Genomic DNA, 18,515 nt, shown 5'->3' on the forward strand with positions numbered 1-18,515 from the left:
TAATTAGTTGCGTAATGGTTTGCCTGTTTTTAACATATGAGAAATTCTGTCATATGTTTTACTATTTTGTAGTAGTTCAACAAATCCAGCTTTTTCTAAATTTTGTAAGTAGCGTTGGTTCACATAGGTATTACGTGGTAAATCACCGCCAGCTAAGATGTCTGCGATTTTAAGCGTGATTTCATAATCGTAATCGCTAATAAAGTGACCTAAGCGTTGTGCATCTAATTGACCTTGTGCCAATGCTTTAAAGTCTTTACCTAAAGCGATAAAGTTTTCTTTTGGTGCAGGCATGTAATTTGTTTCAGATTCGTAACGTGCACGTTTAAGTGCGATTTCGATACGTTTTTCTTTATTCATAATAATTGTATCAGTCTCTTTTAAATAGCCGTATCTGACAGCTTCATGCGCATTAGTTGCCACTTTGGCTAGACCAATATTCATCAAAATCTTGGCCATTGTAGCTTGCTTATCATCTTTTTGATGATCGGCACTTAATACTCTAGTAGCTAGCTCAGCAAGTCCGCCACCACTTGGTAATAGGCCAACGCCAGTTTCGACTAAACCTATATACGTTTCGCTATAAGCTACTACGAAAGGTGAATGCATTACGAGTTCACAACCACCACCTAAAGTTTTACCTTGTGTCGCAGTAACGATAGGTTTTAGTGCATATTTTAAACGACTAAACACATAATGTAGTCTTTCGACTGCAGATTTAACTTCCGTTTCTACAGCGCCATCTTCGTGAGCTTTTTTCATCATGTACAAGTTCGCGCCGACACTAAAATTATTGCCATCAGCATAGATCACCATGCTTGTGTAATCGCCGTTTTCTAGCGTGTCGATGGCGTCGTTTAAATCTTCGACAAATTGGTTTGTAATAACGTTATTTTTACTTTGTAGTTTTAATAATAGTTGATCTTTATTTGCTACAGATAAGTTTGAATCGTCTTTGTTCCAAATCTCACTGTCGATAAAGTTAGAAACATCAGTTACGCGTTCTATAGATTCATTTTCAGCATAAAATGAACCTTGTTGCTTGTCGACCCAGTCAGGTAGATCGCCAATTTCGTCTTTAATACGTTCTTTAACTCGGTCAAAGCCCATTAAATCCCATAATTGGAATGGTCCTTTTTTCCAATTGAAGCCCCAAACGATAGCACGGTCTATATCTTTAAAGTCGGCCGCTGCTTTTGGTACATTAATTGCCGCGTAGTAGAAGTTATTTCTTAACGTTTCCCATAAAAATTTACCGGCATCGTCAGTTGCGTTAAAAATAACGTCTAAGTTATGAACTAAATCTTTACTGAATTGGCCTAATATATTGAATGTAGGCTGTTGTGGTTCTACATATTCATTTTTTTCAGGGTCTAAGACAAGTCGTTTTTTATTTTCTTTCTTATAAAAACCTTGTTTTGTTTTACGACCTAATGCGCCAGCTTCGAAAAGTTTTTTACTTAATTGAACTTCCTTGAAGTAAGGTTGCTCTTCAGGCACTCGACGCATACCTTCAGTCACGGTTTGAGCAATATCAAGACCAACTAAATCAGTAAGCCCATAAGTACCAGTGTTAGGTCTGCCGATAGCACGTCCAGTTAGTGCATCTACTTCTGTAATAGAGAAACCTTGTTGTTCTGCTCTATACATAACGTCGTTCATAGATTGAGTACCAACTCTATTTGCAACAAAGCCTGCAACGTCATTTGCTACGACAGTACCTTTACCTAATATTTCTTCTGCAAAGGATTTAACACTTTCAATAACACTGTTTGCAGTATGTTCATTAGGGATGATTTCCGCTAATTTCATAATGCGTGGTGGGTTAAAGAAATGTAATCCTAAAAATCTTTGTCTAGTATCGTCATTGAACGCTTGCGCGATAGATTCAATTGGAATACCTGAAGTGTTCGTTGCAAAGATTGCACCTTCTTTAGCATTTTGTTGCACTTGTTGCCAAATTTGATGTTTAACGTCCACGTCTTCTTTGACGGCTTCGATATAAATGTCTGCATCATCATGAGCTAAATCTTCATTAAAGTTACCGTAAGTTAAATTAGAAGCGTAGTCTAAATTAAATAACATCGGTCTTTTTTTATTGGTAATTGTTTCGTATGCTTTTTTAGATATTTTATTTGGATCATTGTCATCTATTACGATATCTAACAATTTTACTTTCAAACCAGCATTTACGAATAGGGCAGCAATTTGACTGCCCATTGTGCCAGCACCTAATACTGTTGCTTTGCGTATAGTCATATAAATACCTCCAAGTGATTATTAATTAGTCATATTAGATAAATGCAGAGTCGCCAGTAAGAGCTCTACCGATAACTAAAGCATTCACTTCGTGTGTACCTTCATATGTGTAAATTGCTTCTGCGTCTGAGAAAAATCTTGCGATGTCGTATTCAGCTAAAATGCCGTTACCACCTGTGATGCCACGACCCATTGCCGCAGATTCTCTGAAGCGTAATGAGTTCATCATTTTTGCTGTTGATGTTGCAACTTCATCGTACTCACCGTTTGCTTGCATACGTGCAAGTTGTGCCGACATGGCCATTGCTTGTGATAAGTTACCTTGCATCATAGCTAATTTTTCTTGTATTAATTGGAACTTACTAATTTCTTTACCGAATTGTTTACGTTCTTTAACGTATTTTAAAGTGGCACGTAAAGCTCCGGCCATTGCGCCAGTCGACATATACGCTACACCAGCACGAGTTGAATAAAGGATTTTTGCTACATCTTTGAAACTATTAATGTTTTGTAGACGTTCTTGTTCTTCAACGACGACATTTGTTAATTTAATATGCGCGTTAGGCACAATTTTTAAGGCGATTTTATTTTGAAGAATATCAATCTCTACGCCTTCTTGTTCAGGACGAACGATGAAACATTTTGGTTTTTTAGTTTCGGCATCGACTGCAAATACTGGTATAACATCTGATAAATGTGCGCCACCAATCCATTTCTTCTCACCGTTTAAAACCCATTTATCTCCATCTTTTGTTGCAACTGTTTCTAAACCGCCTGCAACGTCAGAGCCATGGTTTGGTTCTGTTAATGCAAAACAAGTACGTAATTCATGAGATTGTAATTTTGGCACGTAATAGGCCACTTGTTCTTTACTACCACCAAATAAGAACGCGTTATGTCCTAAACCTTGGTGTACACCTAATAAAGTGACGAGTGAGACATCAAATCTCGCTACTGTATAAGATAAGAAAAATTGGAACATTTGGCTTGTTGTTTTCGCATCACCACGGCCTTCAAAGAGTAGGGGATTATTAAAATAATTTAATTTGCCTAATTCTTCGAAGAAACCTTCTGGAATCGTAGCATTAGCCCAATGGTCATTAATTGAATCACGATAATTATTTTCCAACATATCATCTAATTGTTTTAAAAATTTAACTTCACCTTCAGTGAGCTCTTTAGATATATTTAACGTATCTTCTGGATATAATTCTTTTAATATTTCAGTTTTTGTAGACATAATAAAACCTCCAATAATATTTATGATAACGCTTACATTTATTAGTAAAAATTTTTAAAGTTTTACATGATGATGTTGTTATGCCAATTCGTCTCCTTGGTGCAATTTCTCTGCTTTTTCATTCATACGTTGTTGTAAAGCAAGTTTATCTGGTTTAGATGTTGAGTTTAAAGGCATATGGTTTATACTTAAGTACATTCTAGGTACTTTATAACCGCCAAGCTTTTCACGTGCGAACTTGTCTAATTTTTCTTCGAAATTATCATCTTCCTCAGTTAACACGACTGCAGCCGATACGGATTCGCCATATTTTGGACTTGTAAATCCAACAACTACGCATTGTGCTACCAATGGATGTTCTGATAATACCGCTTCAACTTCTGATGGCAGTACGTTTTCGCCACCTGTAATAATCATCTCTTTCTTACGGTCAACGATATAAACATCGCCATCTTCATCAATTGTCGCGAGGTCCCCAGTTAAAAAGAAATTATCATGGAAACTTTTCGCTGTAGCTTCTGGCTTATTCCAATAGCCTGGTGTAACGTTTTTACCACGTACGCCTAATTCGCCAATTTCTCCTGGTTCAACTTCATTGAAATCATCATCGAAAATACGTACTTCAGTAAAGATGACTGGATGCCCGATTGATTTAGGTTTAACTTTTGAATTGCTTACAGTATTTACAGAAACGATTGGTGCTTCAGTTAGACCATAACCATTAATAAGCGCAATGTTCATGTCTAGTAATTTTGCTTGTACTGCAGGTAGTGGAGGTGATCCACCTTGAATTAAGTAGCGCACGCTTTGATAAGCTTCCGGGTTAAAGTTTTTTGCTACAAGCATTGCATATAACATTGTTGGAATAAGCAACATATAGTCAGGTTTATATTCCATCATAAGACTGTTTAGCTCTTCAGCATTGAAATAACGCTGTAAAACTAATGTGCCTCCATTAAATAGCGCTGGTAAAGTTAAATCATTAAAACCAAACACGTGGAACATAGGTAAAGCGACGATTGTAACGTCTGTTGGATAGGTTGGGTGTGTATGATTTAAATTAATACCATTACTAACGAATGAATCATGTGAGAACATAACACCTTTAGGCACGCCCGTAGTACCACTTGTATATAATAACGATGCTAAGTCATCACCTTGCAATTCAACGCTATCAAATCGGTTATGATGTGATGGATCAACGATATCGTTATATTCTTGAGCGTTAATATCCATATATAACAGAGATTCATCTATTTTAGTAAGTGACGATAAGTGTTTTGTTTCATAAAATATTTTTGTTACGCCTGAATCTTCAACAACGGTTGCAATTTCTTCAGGATTTAAACGCCAATTAATTGGTAAGAACACGGTCCCTGATTTTATTGAGGCAAATAAGACATCTAGAATTGCCACATCATTAGGTGCAAATATACCAATAACATCGCCGCGTTCTGTGCCTTGTTCACATAAATGAGAAGCGAGATTCTCAGCACGTATATTTAACTGTTGGTATGTCCATTCAGTACCCTTAGCTGGGTCTATAATTGCAGGTTTCTCTTCTTCAAATATTGCTCTTGTCTTAATCCAATCGAAATTCATAGTTTATACCCCCTTGTATTCGGTTAACTATTGCTCCCTAACGACTTGTGTAAATTACCCCAATGTTCTTGAAACATACTAGCATCCATTAAACCAATGTCGTCAGGAACAATCGGTTTAAATGACATATTCGCTAATATATCTCTATCTATGTCTACACCTGGTGCGATTTCGATTAATTTCAAACCTGAATTTGTCAGTTGGAATACCGCGCGCTCAGTCACGTAATAAACAGTTTGACCTTTGGATAGTGCGTATTCGGCATTAAAATCTACGTTGCGAACTTCGTCTACAAATTTAGTAGCCTTACCTTCTTCGTTGATGACTAATTTGTTATGTACACAATCTAGTTGACCCCCGACAACCAATGAGCCAGAAAAAACAATGGTATCGACGGTTTGGCTTATGTCTATAAAGCCTCCGCAGCCATTTAATTTATTACCATATGAAGAGACGTTTACATTACCTTGTTGGTCTATTTCAGCAAAGCTCAAATATGCAATGTCTAGTCCACCGTTATAAATAAAATCCCATGTCATTTCGTGACGCATACGTGCGCTTAAATTGTAGTGCATACTCAAGTAGTCATTGCTACCGATATAACCATCAAAGACGCCCGTATCGATATTGAGATGTACTAAATCACGTACATCTTCTTCGACTAATAAATTAGATAATTCATTATTTATACCAAATCCAATGCTGACCATATCGCCACTTGTTAAAAATTGTGCCGCCCGTCGTAAGATGACTTTGCGTGAACTCATTTTAATGTATGGTCCAGGCATTTCTAACACTTTATAATGTCCTGATAACGCAGGGTCATAATACGTTTGAACAACTTGTTTATGGTAACGTGGATTGTCGTTTACCATAACATAGTCTACTAAGGCGCTAGGTATAAATACATCTGTTGGTTTAAAGCTACCATCTTCAACAACGGCTTTAACTTGTACAATCACTTTACCGTTATTTCTATGTGCTGCAGCAGCAACACTATATGCTTCGCTAAGATGTGCCTCATGATCCATATAAATGTTACCTTGTCGATCTGCGTAAGTTCCTCGTAACAGGGCTACATCAACTTCAGGAAATTGGTAAAGTAAGTATTCTTTACCATTTACTTCCGTTAATTGTACTAAGTCCTCACTCGTGCGATCATTTGCCTTACCACCCGTATATCTAGGGTCTACCGTTGTATGTAAGCCTATCGTCGTTATTGTACCTGGACTGGCGAAAGTTTGATTACGATAATTCGTCGTCATCACGCCTTGAGGTAAAAAGTAGGCTTCTAGTTCATTATTTTTTATTGCTGAGATTGTAGCGGGTGAGGCTACTATAATGCTTGATATTAAACGTTTTATCATATTACGTTTAATAAATGCGTCTAAATCGACGCCGTCTCCAACGTAATCACTAATATCATTAGCAATCATAATTGTTAAGTTGTCTAGTTGTTGAGTTTCATCATAATAGTCAATAAGATGCTTCAGTATTTCTACTGGTAAATTACCTACTGACAATGCTGAAAGGGCAATGGTGTCATGACTTTTTACTAAATTTTTTAATTCTTTTGCTGTAATAATTTTCATTGCATAACATCACAAGTTCTCATAGGAAGACTGCCTCCTTTCGAATATGTAAGCCCTTACATAGAATATAACACAGTGTAAAATTGATGTAAAAGTTTTAATAGTTCATAATAATAAAAACTTATAATCTAAAGAGTTTTGTTTTAACAAAATTATAAAATGATAGGTATATTGTAAATTTATAAGTATGACAGAGGCAACTTGACATTATGTAACGAAGAACATACATTTAAAGTAATAATTAAATAACCACTAGGGGTGTCATTTTTGCACTGAGATGAGGATGTCCTCAAACCCTTTGAACCTGATCTAGTTGGAACTAGCGTAGGGAAGTGTGTTCGTCAAACTGTAATTTAAGCACTGGTGCTTTATTATATATAAAGATATTTTTTGACGCGGCTTCCATATTCGGAGGTCGCGTTTTTGTTGTTTTGACACTACAAAGACACGTTGGCGTGGCAAATTTTAATTATAAATCAAACTATAGGAGTGAAATATTATGTCGAAAGTGATTTTAGTAACAGGCAGTAGTAAAGGTTTAGGAGCAACAATCGTTAAAACATTAGTGGAGCAAGGTCAGCAGGTAATTATTAATTACTGTCATAGTGAACAAGCGGCACAAGATTTAGTGGCAGAATTGGGCTCTGATAACGCGATTGCTATTCAAGCTGATGTAACTCAACGTGAAGCGGTAGATAAAATGATTGCACAAGGAACTAAACATTTTGGTCAAATTGATGTGGTAGTAAACAATGCGCTCGTAGATTTTAAATTTGATCCCACTGCGCAACAATCATTTACTGAATTAACATGGGAAGATTATCAACAACAAATAGATGGGACGTTAAAAGCTGCATTTAATGTTACTCAAAGTGTCGTGCCACAATTTAAAGAGCGTAAACAAGGTAGTATTATTAGTATTGGCACGAACCTATACCAAAACCCAGTCGTACCTTATCACCAATATACGACGGCGAAGGCTGGATTAATTGGCTTTACTCGCAACATAGCGGCTGAATTAGGTCAATATGGCATTACGGCAAATGTCGTTTCAGGAGGATTATTAAAAACAACTGACGCGAGTGCTGTTACAACGCCTGAAGTGTTTGATATTATTGCGCAAACGACGCCGTTACGCCAAGTGACAACACCAGAAGATGTTGCGCATATGGTTGCCTTTTTAGCTTCAGATAATGCACGCGGTATTACCGGTCAAAATTACACTGTCGATGGTGGCTTAACAATGAACTAAAACATAGTGAGGTAAAGGAGTATATTTTATGGATAAACGTCAACTTCATATTGGAGTGCTGTTAATTGGTTGTGGTCATCATTCTGGTGCATGGTTAATGGAAGATTCTTTAGTTGAGCGCATTGGTGATATTGCGTATTATCAGTCGTTAGCACAACTTGCTGAAAAAGGTTATTTTGATGCTGTATTCTTTGCAGATAATCAAGCATTACAAGTTTCTGATAATAGTGATATGCCATCATTTTGGTACGATCCTTTAATTAATTTAACTGCTATTTCTCAAGTAACCAAGCATGTAGGTTTAGTCGCTACAATTTCGAGTAGTTTTGCTAATCCATTTACAGTGGCAAGACAACTTTTAAGTTTAGATCATATTACGAGCAGTCGTGTAGGATGGAACTTAGTGACTTCGATGACAGATTTAGAAGCGATGAATCATAGTATGGCGAAATTGCCTAATCATTCAGAACGTTACGGGAAGGCAGATGAATTTGCGCAAGTGATGAATAAATTGATGGTGTCATGGGATGAGAAAGCATTAGTATATAATCGTGCTACAGGTGAACTGATTGATGCACAACAAATTAAACCGATTGATCATTCGGGCACGCATTATCATGTGCAAGGACCATTGACGACGCCTCAAAGTCCGCAAGGTAAACCGGTGGCAATGCAAGCAGGTGCTTCGAAACAAGGCATTGCACTTGCCGCTAAATATGCAGATGCCGTCTATTCAGTATCTTGGAATTTAGCACAAGCGCGTAATTATCGCCAAAAGTTAGATGCCCAGTTAGAGGAAATGAATAGACAAGATTACGTTAAAGTTTTTCCAGGTTTAGTAACTTATGTTGGGCGTACTTATGAAGAAGCATTAGCCAAAAAAGCATATTTAGATAAGCAGATGCCAATAGCAAAAGCATTGAAACAATTAAGCTTTTTCGTTCAACAAGATTGTTCAGCATGGCCATTAGATGAACCTGTGCCAGCGTTACCTTCTGTACATGAATTTGAAGGACCTATTGGACGTTATGAAACGATATTAGCTATTATTGAAGAAAAACAACCGACTGTACGTGAATTATTAGGATATATTAGTGCTGGTGGCGGACATTTAACGTTAATAGGAACACCTGAACAAATCGTGGATGAGATGGAACATTGGTTTAATGATGGGGTGGCCGATGGATTTAATTTAATGCCACCTACGTTACCGGAAAGTTTAGAAGATTTCGTAGAATATATTGTGCCGGAATTGCAAAAACGTAACTTATACCGTCACGACTATACGACTACGACGTTGCGTGATCATTTGTCATTACACTAGGTGATGGTCAAAGAATGAATTTACTATAGCTCATCTTAATTTGTAGATGGTGAGTCATAAATACGATGCTCAACAAGAGTCTAGGATATTATATTATCGCTAGACTCTTTTATATTGATGGTAGGTTACTAAAAGGTAAATGCGCCTATATTAAGTTTTCAAACTACATTTATAGCCAAAAAATAAAGTGCTTAGTTGTAATATGAATTTATGAAAGAAGTAAATATATATTCTGATTTAGTAAAAATAAAGCTTCTTACTATCGATATAATTTAATAATATGGTTTAGATATCTCGGTATTTTAGTAATTGTTACGTTGTTTATTTTAAAATAAATTAGCGGTTTGCAGAAAACCATAGATGTAAAATATATATATATAATTGTCGGAATATTCAGCTTATTATATCGAGATATTTATTCATATAAATAGATTAATTTCACAGCAAGAAAGGAACAACAACTATGAATATATTAAGAAAAAAGGATATCACTACAGTAATTTCGCAAAAACATACGAAATTAAAAAAGAGTATGAATACCTTTGATTTAGTTTTCTTAGGTATAGGGGCGATTATAGGAACGGGTATCTTTGTTTTAACAGGGACGGGTGCTTTAAAAGCAGGACCAGGCCTGATGTTATCATTTGTCATTGCAGCTTTAGCATGTTTATTTACAGCTTTATGTTATGCAGAATTCGCTTCTATGGTGCCGATTTCTGGTTCGGCGTATACGTATACCTACACAACGTTAGGTGAGATTTTCGCTTTTATTATTGGTTGGGATTTAGCCCTAGAATATATGTTAGGGGTTAGTACTGTTTCAGTTGGTTGGTCTGGGTACTTCAATTCGTTATTAGTAGGATTAGGTATACATATTCCTGAACAACTAACTGCACCACTCGGCGTTACTACAGCTAATAACGAAAAAGGTATATTCAATTTACCTGCTTTTATTATTGTCATGTTAGTTACGACACTTATTTCTATAGGTATTAGAGAGACGAAAAAAGTAAATAATATAATGGTATTCATAAAAGTTGCTGTAATACTCTTGTTTATTGTTGTGGCAATATTTTATGTTAAACCAGATAATTTAACTCCATTTTTACCTTATGGTTTTTCAGGTGTTTTTGCTGCTGCAGCAACAGTATTTTTTGCATTTATAGGTTTTGATGCAGTTTCGTCTAGTGCTGAAGAAACAATCAACCCTGCTAAGACTATGCCTAAAGGGATAATAATTTCTTTAGTGATTTGTACAATTTTATATGTTTGTGTGTCATTAATAATGACTGGTGTGGTACCGTTTAAAATGTTTGCTCAATATGAAGCGCATCCTATTTCGGCAGTGTTGAAATACACGAATCAAAATTGGATATCGGGTGTTATTGACGTAGGGGCTATTCTTGGTATGACTACAGTTATGTTAGTAATGTTATACGGTCAAACGAGAGTTGCTTACGCAATGTCTAAAGATGGACTCATACCTAAAGTATTTTCAATTGTTAATAATAAAACTAATACACCCTTTATCGCTACGTGGATATTTGGTATCTCAGCTGGTTTATTAGGTGCACTTTTCTCTATAGAAACATTGTCAGAGATGGTAAGTATCGGTACGTTATCGGCATTTATATTAGTATCTGTATCTATTTTAATTTTACGTAAGACAGCACCTAATATAGATAGAAAATTTAAATGTCCATTAGTACCAATAGTACCGCTTCTTTCCATTTTCTTCTGTGCATTTCTAATATTGAATTTAGATGTCACGACTTGGATTAGATTTGTAGTTTGGTTAATCATAGGATTTATAATTTACTTTAGTTTTTCAATTAGAAATTCAAAATTAAATGCTTAAAATGTAGTTTTGTAACAAAATACGCAATGTTAAAAAGGGAGTTAACCCATGGTGTACGTGGATTAACTCCCTTAGTTATATTCTTAATGAATAATTATTTTTATTATATTTTTAAGGATAAGAATAGCAATTATTATAATGATACAACTAGAAAGTTTATTAACAATAACGATATATTTTCCAGTCTTATCTATAGAACCCAACATTTTGCCTGCTACAGCTAAAAATATAAACCACAACCAAGATACAGCAATCGTTGCCAAACTAAATAATACTTTGTCGCCATGTGAATAGAGAGCGGCGTTCGTGCCAATTACGCCTATTGTATCCATAATAGCGTGTGGATTTAACAGCGACACAGATAGAGCGAAACCAATTTGCTTTTTACTACTTAATGGATCGAAATGTTCTAAACTAGCAGGTGCTTCATGCCATAAAGACCACGCCATATAAAGTAAAAATATAAAACCAACAATATAGACAATCAATTGTAAAATTGGAAATGATACTAGCACTACTGAAACACCGAGAACAGCTAGACTAATAAGTAAAGTATCGCACAAACCAGCCGTAATAATAACAGGTGCTGCTTTTATTAAACTTTTATGATTAGCGCCTTGGTTGAAGACAAATACATTTTGAGCACCTAAAGGTAATATCAAACCTAACGCTAATAAAAAACCGTGAATAATAGGTTGTAGCATAACTCAATCGCTCCTATAATTAAAATTCTTTCTTAAACCAACCACTTCAGTCTAACGAATTGCAACTTTTAGATTAGAGAAAAGTCAAACTGACGTTAATGTTTGTACTTATGCTATAATATTTTTAACTTTACGTAACCATCCAGTTAAAAATAAAAAAACCAACCAGATTAGAGTTGATATTATGGCAAAACCAAAATATAAAAAAATAATCGATGATATCGTAAATGATATACAAGATGGGAAGTTAGCGCCTAATGACAAATTACCTTCACAACGGTCATTATCACATAAATATGATGTAAATAGATCTACTGTAGTACAAGCGCTAGATATATTGAAAAGTTACGGTATTATTGCGACTTCCGAAAAAAGAGGGGTCTATGTATCCAATCAAAGTTGGAACGCATTTATTTCTAATAATATGAAATGGCAAGACTTTATAGGTAATAATGCTTCTAAAAATAATTTGTATTATGTGCAAAAAATTAATGAATTAGAATTTGCCGACAATATGATTCGTATGGGAACAGGAGAATTAGCGCCAGATTTAATACCTAATCATGCATTTAAAAAAATTCTGTCAGAGGGCAATTTACAACTAACTACGAATTATGAAGAAGCAAAAGGGAAATTAGAATTACGGCAAGCGATTGCACAGTATATGAAAAGTAAAGGTGTCATATGTACTGTAGATGAAATATGCATTACCTCAGGTGCTTTACAAGGATTGAAATTAATAGCGGAAGGTTTATTAGTACCACAATCTAATATTATTATTGAAACACCATCGTATATACATTCTGTACGCACGTGGAACAATATTAGCGCTAGTATTAAACCACTGCACATCGATTATATTAAACGTCATATTAATAATATTTTTAACGCCAACAGTAATTATTATAATAGTATTTTCTACTGTATACCTACATTGCATAATCCGACCCAAAATAGTTATAGCGAGCAAGAAAAACAGAAAATAATTAATCAATGCCAACAAAATGGTATTCCTATAGTTGAAGACGATATATATGGCGATTTATGGTTTGGTGACACGCGTCCGCACCCGATGAAGTCATTGCCAAATAGTGAGAACGTTATTTACTTAGGAAGTCTTTCAAAAACGGTCAGTCCGGGTCTGCGTATTGGATGGGTTATTGCTAACAAACATATTATTAAACATTTAGCAGATATGAAAATGCAAAGTGATTATGGGGCAAGTTCTATATCGCAATACATTGCACAACAATGGTTATCGCAGCCACAATTTCATGAACAACATGTTGCGCAATTAAAGACCACATTACTAGAAAAACGTAATTTATTATTAACGGCTATGGATAATTATTTGGCTGATTTAGGAGAATGGGACAAACCTCAAGGTTCATTTTATGTATGGTTTAAACTAAAACATGCGATTGATATGAAGCAGTTATTTAATATGGCTACTGAAGCGGGACTTATTATTCATCCTGGTGAAATATACGATAGACAAGCACAACAATATATCAGATTTTCTTATTCATATATAAATAAAGACGATATAGAACCAGCTTGTAATAAATTAAGACAATTAATTTTGGCATTATTGTAAGAATATTAATAATATAAATAAATCACTAACAACAATTAAAACAAATGAACGTGGGGCTATAGAGCGAAAAAAGCTTAAGTCTCACGCTTTTTTATAACAATAGAAACAGGTAACACTTTCGGACAAATAAATATTAAGATAAAAAAATTATCAATTTGACTAAAAATAAAATTTTGTATATCATCATATTAAATAGAGATACCTTTCAATACAAGACTGGAGGACAACTATGAAACAACATCAAGAAATATCTAAGTATAGTATAAGAAAGTTAGCAAAAGGCGCAGGCGCATTACTTATTAGTAGTGTGTTATTATTTAGCGCGCAAAACAATGCTTCAGCGACAGAGCAAAATAGCAATAGTGCTAGTGTTAATGGCCAAACAGTTACTAACGCACCGGCTAAAGCTACACAGAAGAAAGATACGACAAATCCTGAAATTCAAAGCATTAAGATGGATAAACGTGAGTATGCACCTGGAGAAATTGCTATTGCAACATTAATTGTGAAAGATGAAAGCAATCTAGCTGATACTTCAATCGGTTTTACAAATACTACACAAGTTGGTACGCCGGCATTAAGTGGTGTAGCTGATAAAGCGAACATCGAAAAAATTGGAGATGACTTATGGAAAGTTACAATTCAAATTAATATTCCAGACAAAATAGGGGACACATCATACAAATTTTCAGCGGCTATTGTAGATGATGCGGCAGAAAATGGCACAACGATAGCACCGGAACTTGCACCTACGTCACTCAATGTTAACGATTTATCATTTAAAGTAGTTAATAAAAATGTATCAAATGTTGATACAGAATTACCTCAATTTGATAGTGTGACGGTTGATAAACAGACATATGCACCGGGTGACGTGATTAAAGCACAATTAAAAATTTCGGATAAAAGCACATTAAAAGAAGTATCAGTCGGTTTTGAAAATGATCCGGATAAAGGCCTAATTGGATTAAATAAAGTTGCTGATCTAAGTAATGTACAACGTAATAGTGAAGGACAATGGGTAGTGAATGTAGAAATTCCTATTCCAAGTGACTTAGAAGACGGTAGTTATAAGTTTTCGCATATTAGTGCGACAGACGAATTTGGTAATGCATTTGGTTTAATTGATGTACCAGACTTTGAGACAAAATTCACGAACGTGAAATTTAATGTAGCTAAGTCTGGAAGTGATAAAAAAGCAGTAACCCCAGTGAAACCACAAACTAACGACCAAAATAAAGTTGCTGACGTTATTAATACAAATACAACAGATGCTAAAAAATCTGATCATGTAGAACAACCAAATAATAATGTTCCAACGCCAGAACAACCACAAGATAACAACACAAATCAACCAGATCAAAGTGTAACTCAAGATAGTGATAAAGCAGCACCAAACAAAGATGTTGAAGATGCTAATGCGCAAAATAATAACGATGCAACAATGAAAGATCAAAGTACTGATAAAGCTGCTGAACCAAAGGCACCAGCAACACCTGATCAAACTAACGATAATGATAGTAAAGTAGCGCCACCAAGCGAGACACCTAAAGCATCTACGCCTAATACAAACGCTCAAATTAAGCCTATGGATACACCATCGGAACAAAATAATGCTAAACAATCGAATGATGTAGCGACAACGCCAAAAGCTACGGATAAGGCTCAACCACAAGTTAAAGCTGAAGCACCACAAGCCAATAAAGTACAAGCTCAATCTCAAGACAAAAATGCATCATCTAGTACAGCTAAAGATGTTAATAAGCAAGCACAGTCATCCGACAAAAAATCAGCAAATGCTCAAGCTCCTGAACCAAAAGTAAATAAACCGAGTAACGTAGATAACGGTCAACAAGGAACAGGCGCAGATGCCAAAGTAAAACCACAAGAGCAACCGAAGCAATCACAAAGTAAAGATAGCAAAGGGCAACAGGCAGCGGCTAAATCACAAATGCACAACAAAGCGACTCAAGGCAATGCCAAGGATCAATCAACTACGAAACAACAGATGAATAATAAAACTACAGCTGAGATGCCTAAACAAGCAACAACGAAAGCTATGGACAATGCTACAAGTAACAAAACGCAACAAGCAACAAACAATAAAGCAGTAGCTACGCCAGCTCAAAATAAAACAAAAGCTACAGACAATAATAAAAAAGCTGTAACTGACAAACAAACAGCCTCAAAAGACAAAGCAAATAACAATGCCAAAGATGCAAAATCAACAAAACAATTACCTAAAACAGGTATGATCGATACTATGCGCGATTACTTCTTTGTTGGCGTATTAATGGCTGTTGGTATAACAGTAATTATGTTCAGAAGATTTTCCGTTTTTAAATAAAATAACGCATAATTAAAAATTATGAAGCGACAATTTCTATTGCGATAGAGATTGTCGTTTTCTGTTGATAAGGAAAATAGAAGTTGAGTGATATAATGCAACTATCTTTTGCACATGCTAATTTAAAATATTTTTTTAATGCCTGCAATTTTGTACTATCTCAAATTAAGACGATTTTATAAACTGAGGTAACAATATAAATTAATCAGTTAGGTAGTGGGAAAATGAATGTTTTATCTTACTTTTTATATACTTTAGTAGTTACAGCAACTCCGGGACCTACGAATATTGATATTTTAAATACGATTAAAAGTAGAGGAACTAAAGCAGGCTTGAAATATACTTATGGTGCTACAGTGGCATTTCTAACGTTATTAATAATTTCTACCTTTTTAAATACCTTTTTAGTATCTATCATGCCTAAGTTGTTAATTGTTATGAAGGTTATAGGTAGTTTGTATATGCTATATTTAGTCTATATGTTATTTAAGAAACATGATAATGATCAGGATGAAGTGAACATTGGTACCTTTAAATCAGGCTTTAAATTACAATTTTTAAACCCTAAAGTTATAACTTTTACTATGACTGTAATACCAACTTTTGTACTTGCATATTATAGTTCTGTTTCAATAATAACTATTTATATTATTGTGACTTCTATAATCGCTATGTTTGCTTTTAGTCTTTGGCTCATTTTTGGGACGTTATTACAAACTTTTCTTAGACGGCACGAAATAGGTATGAATATCGTGATGGCTATATTTTTAATTTACGCAGCAGTTATGGTTTGGCTTTAATTCTGATTTTTTGAGGGTGTGTAGCTATGAATGAATTTATATTTAAAAACGCAATTAATATTACTGCATTACATGCAAAATTCGATGATTTTATGTACAAAACACATGCTCACCAAGAATATGCCATTGGTGTGACGCTGAATGGGATACAAGCATATAACTTAAAAAATGATTTTATACTATCTCACAGTGATGGAATTATGTTCTTTAACCCAGAGGAAAATCACGATGGCATGGCATATAATGGTCAGACACTTGAATACGTTATGTTGTACATCAAACCCGAGCAATTATTAGAAGCTAGTAATTTAAATCAGCTATACCAATTTGAAAAGCCAATTATTTATGATGAAAATATTAAAAGTAATATTTTAAGGCTTGCGTCTGCAATTTTTAATGAAGAATCAGATGATGTGTGCTATGGGTTATTTTTAAAATTGATAGATAGTTTACAGGTTGATAGCACACATTTATTTTCTCAATTTGAAGATAATAAGTTGTCACTTGCACAAGAAATAATAAAACAACAATTAACTGAAAAACTCAATATTGATAACATTGCACAACAATTAGGAATGTCCAAGTATCAATTTATACGATTTTTCAAGCGTCAATGTGGAATAACACCATATCAATATTATATTAATTATAAAGTTGAAAAGGCTAAACATATTATAGAAACGTATAGAGATGTCTATTGGGCAATTGTAGAATGTGGGTTTGTAGATTTAGCACATTTAAATAAGTGTTTTAAATATCGTTATGGTGTTACTGCCCATCAATATATGTCCCAATTTAGATAAAGCGTCTGGAACAAGTTGTCTCCAGACGCTTTATCTAAATTCGCAGTAGATGACTGAATTGAAAAGGTACATGTATCAAACTTTTTTAACTCTTGTCATCATTATCAGTGTTACGTTATTAAGGAGAAAGATGGATGAAAGAAAAGAGGCCTGAAACATTACATTTCAGGCTTCTTTATATCCTATCTACATGTTGTTGCATAATATCGATGAATGCTTGTAGCGCTTTAGTTCTTATTGATGAGTGTTCTAAGTATGAAAAAGAGCGCCATAAGGGTAACTTTTTAGTGTTAATAATTGTTAATTCATTACGTTCTAATTCTTTTTTAATTGCCCAAGTAGATAGTATACTCAGCCCAATACCTGCCTCTACAGATGTTTTAATGGGTTGTGTGCTACTATAATGTAGTAACTTATTAGGTGCGATTGCTAATAACTTGAATGCTCTATCCATGGCTTCTCGAGTGCCTGAACCGTATTCACGTACAATCCAGTTTTGTTGTTCTAATTGTGTGGTAGAAACATGAGATAATTGCGCTAGCGGATGGTGGGGGCTAGCTACAATAACCATAGAATCCTTGGCAAAAATTGTTTTCTTAATAGCATTGTGCGTAACTTTACCTTCGATAATACCTATATCAAGCTGACGTGTTTCGACTAAACGCATGATTTCTTCAGTGTTATCAATCGTTACAGTTGGTTTAATATCGGGATAATGAGCAAGTGTTTGTGAAATGATATGGGGAAGTACATATTCTCCGAAAGTATAACTTGCACCTATTTTTAATTCGCCACTAGGAGATTGGCTTAAATCGTTAACTTGTTCGCGCATATTATCATAAAGCATCATAATTTCCTTAGCATTAGCATAAACGATTTCACCCGCTTTACTTAAATACACGTATTTATTACTACGTTCCAATAATTTAGTGCCCATACGTTCTTCGAGTGTACGAATATATTGAGATACGGCTGGTTGCGTCATGAGATGCACTTCGGCTGCGCGCGAGAAATTTTGTTTTTCGGCTACAGTGATAAAAACGGATAAATATTGATCCATGAATAATGTCTACCTCCCTGTATAAGTGATTACTTATTATCATCATTATAATAAATAATTTTACTTATAGCTAGGTG

The 18,515-nt window shown here is 34.8% G+C and carries 13 protein-coding genes and 1 riboswitch; of the genes, 7 read left to right on the forward strand and 6 right to left on the reverse strand.

The window, feature by feature from the left end; genetic code table 11:
* Positions 1-3: 3 nt before the first annotated feature.
* The 4 genes from fadB to fadX form a co-directional block, all read right to left on the reverse strand.
* The gene (fadB, locus tag C7J89_RS02680; RefSeq protein WP_103294620.1) at positions 4-2,259 is read right to left on the reverse strand and encodes a 3-hydroxyacyl-CoA dehydrogenase/crotonase FadB; all 2,256 of its coding nucleotides are present in this window, start codon (positions 2,257-2,259) and stop codon (positions 4-6) included.
* 34 nt (positions 2,260-2,293) lie between these two features.
* On the reverse strand, positions 2,294-3,499 hold the full coding sequence (gene fadE, locus C7J89_RS02685) for an acyl-CoA dehydrogenase FadE (protein ID WP_061853892.1): 1,206 nt from the start codon (positions 3,497-3,499) through the stop codon (positions 2,294-2,296).
* Positions 3,500-3,577: 78 nt separating this feature from the next.
* Positions 3,578-5,101, reverse strand: coding sequence for a long-chain-fatty-acid--CoA ligase FadD (gene fadD / locus C7J89_RS02690; protein WP_103294621.1), 1,524 nt, complete (start codon positions 5,099-5,101; stop codon positions 3,578-3,580).
* A 23-nt stretch (positions 5,102-5,124) separates the two neighbouring features.
* Positions 5,125-6,693: a fatty acid degradation protein FadX gene (gene fadX, locus C7J89_RS02695; RefSeq protein WP_103294622.1), complete on the reverse strand. Its 1,569-nt coding sequence runs from the start codon at positions 6,691-6,693 to the stop codon at positions 5,125-5,127.
* A 244-nt stretch (positions 6,694-6,937) separates the two neighbouring features.
* A riboswitch (TPP riboswitch) is annotated at positions 6,938-7,041 on the forward strand.
* A 151-nt stretch (positions 7,042-7,192) separates the two neighbouring features.
* Here fadX and C7J89_RS02700 point away from each other — a divergent pair.
* From C7J89_RS02700 to C7J89_RS02710, 3 genes are all read left to right on the forward strand, one after another.
* Complete coding sequence (locus C7J89_RS02700; RefSeq protein WP_103294623.1) at positions 7,193-7,945, forward strand: 3-oxoacyl-ACP reductase; 753 nt, start codon at positions 7,193-7,195, stop codon at positions 7,943-7,945.
* Positions 7,946-7,973: 28 nt separating this feature from the next.
* Entirely contained in the window at positions 7,974-9,269 is a 1,296-nt protein-coding gene (locus C7J89_RS02705; RefSeq protein ID WP_103294624.1) for an LLM class flavin-dependent oxidoreductase, read from the forward strand.
* Positions 9,270-9,732: 463 nt separating this feature from the next.
* Positions 9,733-11,127 (forward strand): branched-chain amino acid transporter BcaP, encoded by a 1,395-nt coding sequence (locus tag C7J89_RS02710; RefSeq protein ID WP_103294625.1) that lies wholly within the window; start codon positions 9,733-9,735, stop codon positions 11,125-11,127.
* An 83-nt stretch (positions 11,128-11,210) separates the two neighbouring features.
* On the opposite strand, the gene C7J89_RS02715 is transcribed toward C7J89_RS02710, so the two are convergent.
* Positions 11,211-11,831: a LysE/ArgO family amino acid transporter gene (locus C7J89_RS02715; RefSeq protein WP_061853887.1), complete on the reverse strand. Its 621-nt coding sequence runs from the start codon at positions 11,829-11,831 to the stop codon at positions 11,211-11,213.
* 184 nt (positions 11,832-12,015) lie between these two features.
* On the opposite strand from C7J89_RS02715, the gene C7J89_RS02720 reads away from it, so the two are divergent.
* The 4 genes from C7J89_RS02720 (at position 12,016) to C7J89_RS02735 (ending at position 17,378) form a co-directional block, all read left to right on the forward strand.
* On the forward strand, positions 12,016-13,428 hold the full coding sequence (locus C7J89_RS02720; RefSeq protein WP_103294626.1) for an aminotransferase-like domain-containing protein: 1,413 nt from the start codon (positions 12,016-12,018) through the stop codon (positions 13,426-13,428).
* Positions 13,429-13,657: 229 nt separating this feature from the next.
* Positions 13,658-15,775 carry a YSIRK-type signal peptide-containing protein gene (locus tag C7J89_RS02725; RefSeq protein WP_103294627.1) on the forward strand — a complete coding sequence of 706 codons (2,118 nt, stop codon included), beginning with the start codon at positions 13,658-13,660 and terminating at the stop codon, positions 15,773-15,775.
* A 224-nt stretch (positions 15,776-15,999) separates the two neighbouring features.
* Positions 16,000-16,575: a LysE family translocator gene (locus tag C7J89_RS02730; RefSeq protein ID WP_103294628.1), complete on the forward strand. Its 576-nt coding sequence runs from the start codon at positions 16,000-16,002 to the stop codon at positions 16,573-16,575.
* A 26-nt stretch (positions 16,576-16,601) separates the two neighbouring features.
* Positions 16,602-17,378 (forward strand): AraC family transcriptional regulator, encoded by a 777-nt coding sequence (locus C7J89_RS02735; protein WP_103294629.1) that lies wholly within the window; start codon positions 16,602-16,604, stop codon positions 17,376-17,378.
* Between the two features lie 175 nt (positions 17,379-17,553).
* On the opposite strand, the gene C7J89_RS02740 is transcribed toward C7J89_RS02735, so the two are convergent.
* Positions 17,554-18,438, reverse strand: coding sequence for a LysR family transcriptional regulator (locus tag C7J89_RS02740; protein WP_061853882.1), 885 nt, complete (start codon positions 18,436-18,438; stop codon positions 17,554-17,556).
* Positions 18,439-18,515 lie beyond the last annotated feature (77 nt).

Source organism: Staphylococcus kloosii (assembly GCF_003019255.1).
Taxonomy (GTDB): Bacteria; Bacillota; Bacilli; order Staphylococcales; family Staphylococcaceae; genus Staphylococcus; species Staphylococcus kloosii.

Coding starts and splice junctions, on each gene's coding strand:
- C7J89_RS02715 (WP_061853887.1), bottom strand. CDS start 11,831: ATGCTACAACCTATTATTCACGGTTTTTTATTAGCGTTAGGTTTGATA.
- C7J89_RS02740 (WP_061853882.1), bottom strand. CDS start 18,438: ATGGATCAATATTTATCCGTTTTTATCACTGTAGCCGAAAAACAAAAT.
- C7J89_RS02720 (WP_103294626.1), top strand. CDS start 12,016: ATGGCAAAACCAAAATATAAAAAAATAATCGATGATATCGTAAATGAT.
- fadX (WP_103294622.1), bottom strand. CDS start 6,693: ATGAAAATTATTACAGCAAAAGAATTAAAAAATTTAGTAAAAAGTCAT.
- C7J89_RS02705 (WP_103294624.1), top strand. CDS start 7,974: ATGGATAAACGTCAACTTCATATTGGAGTGCTGTTAATTGGTTGTGGT.
- C7J89_RS02710 (WP_103294625.1), top strand. CDS start 9,733: ATGAATATATTAAGAAAAAAGGATATCACTACAGTAATTTCGCAAAAA.
- fadD (WP_103294621.1), bottom strand. CDS start 5,101: ATGAATTTCGATTGGATTAAGACAAGAGCAATATTTGAAGAAGAGAAA.
- fadE (WP_061853892.1), bottom strand. CDS start 3,499: ATGTCTACAAAAACTGAAATATTAAAAGAATTATATCCAGAAGATACG.
- C7J89_RS02735 (WP_103294629.1), top strand. CDS start 16,602: ATGAATGAATTTATATTTAAAAACGCAATTAATATTACTGCATTACAT.
- fadB (WP_103294620.1), bottom strand. CDS start 2,259: ATGACTATACGCAAAGCAACAGTATTAGGTGCTGGCACAATGGGCAGT.
- C7J89_RS02700 (WP_103294623.1), top strand. CDS start 7,193: ATGTCGAAAGTGATTTTAGTAACAGGCAGTAGTAAAGGTTTAGGAGCA.
- C7J89_RS02725 (WP_103294627.1), top strand. CDS start 13,658: ATGAAACAACATCAAGAAATATCTAAGTATAGTATAAGAAAGTTAGCA.
- C7J89_RS02730 (WP_103294628.1), top strand. CDS start 16,000: ATGAATGTTTTATCTTACTTTTTATATACTTTAGTAGTTACAGCAACT.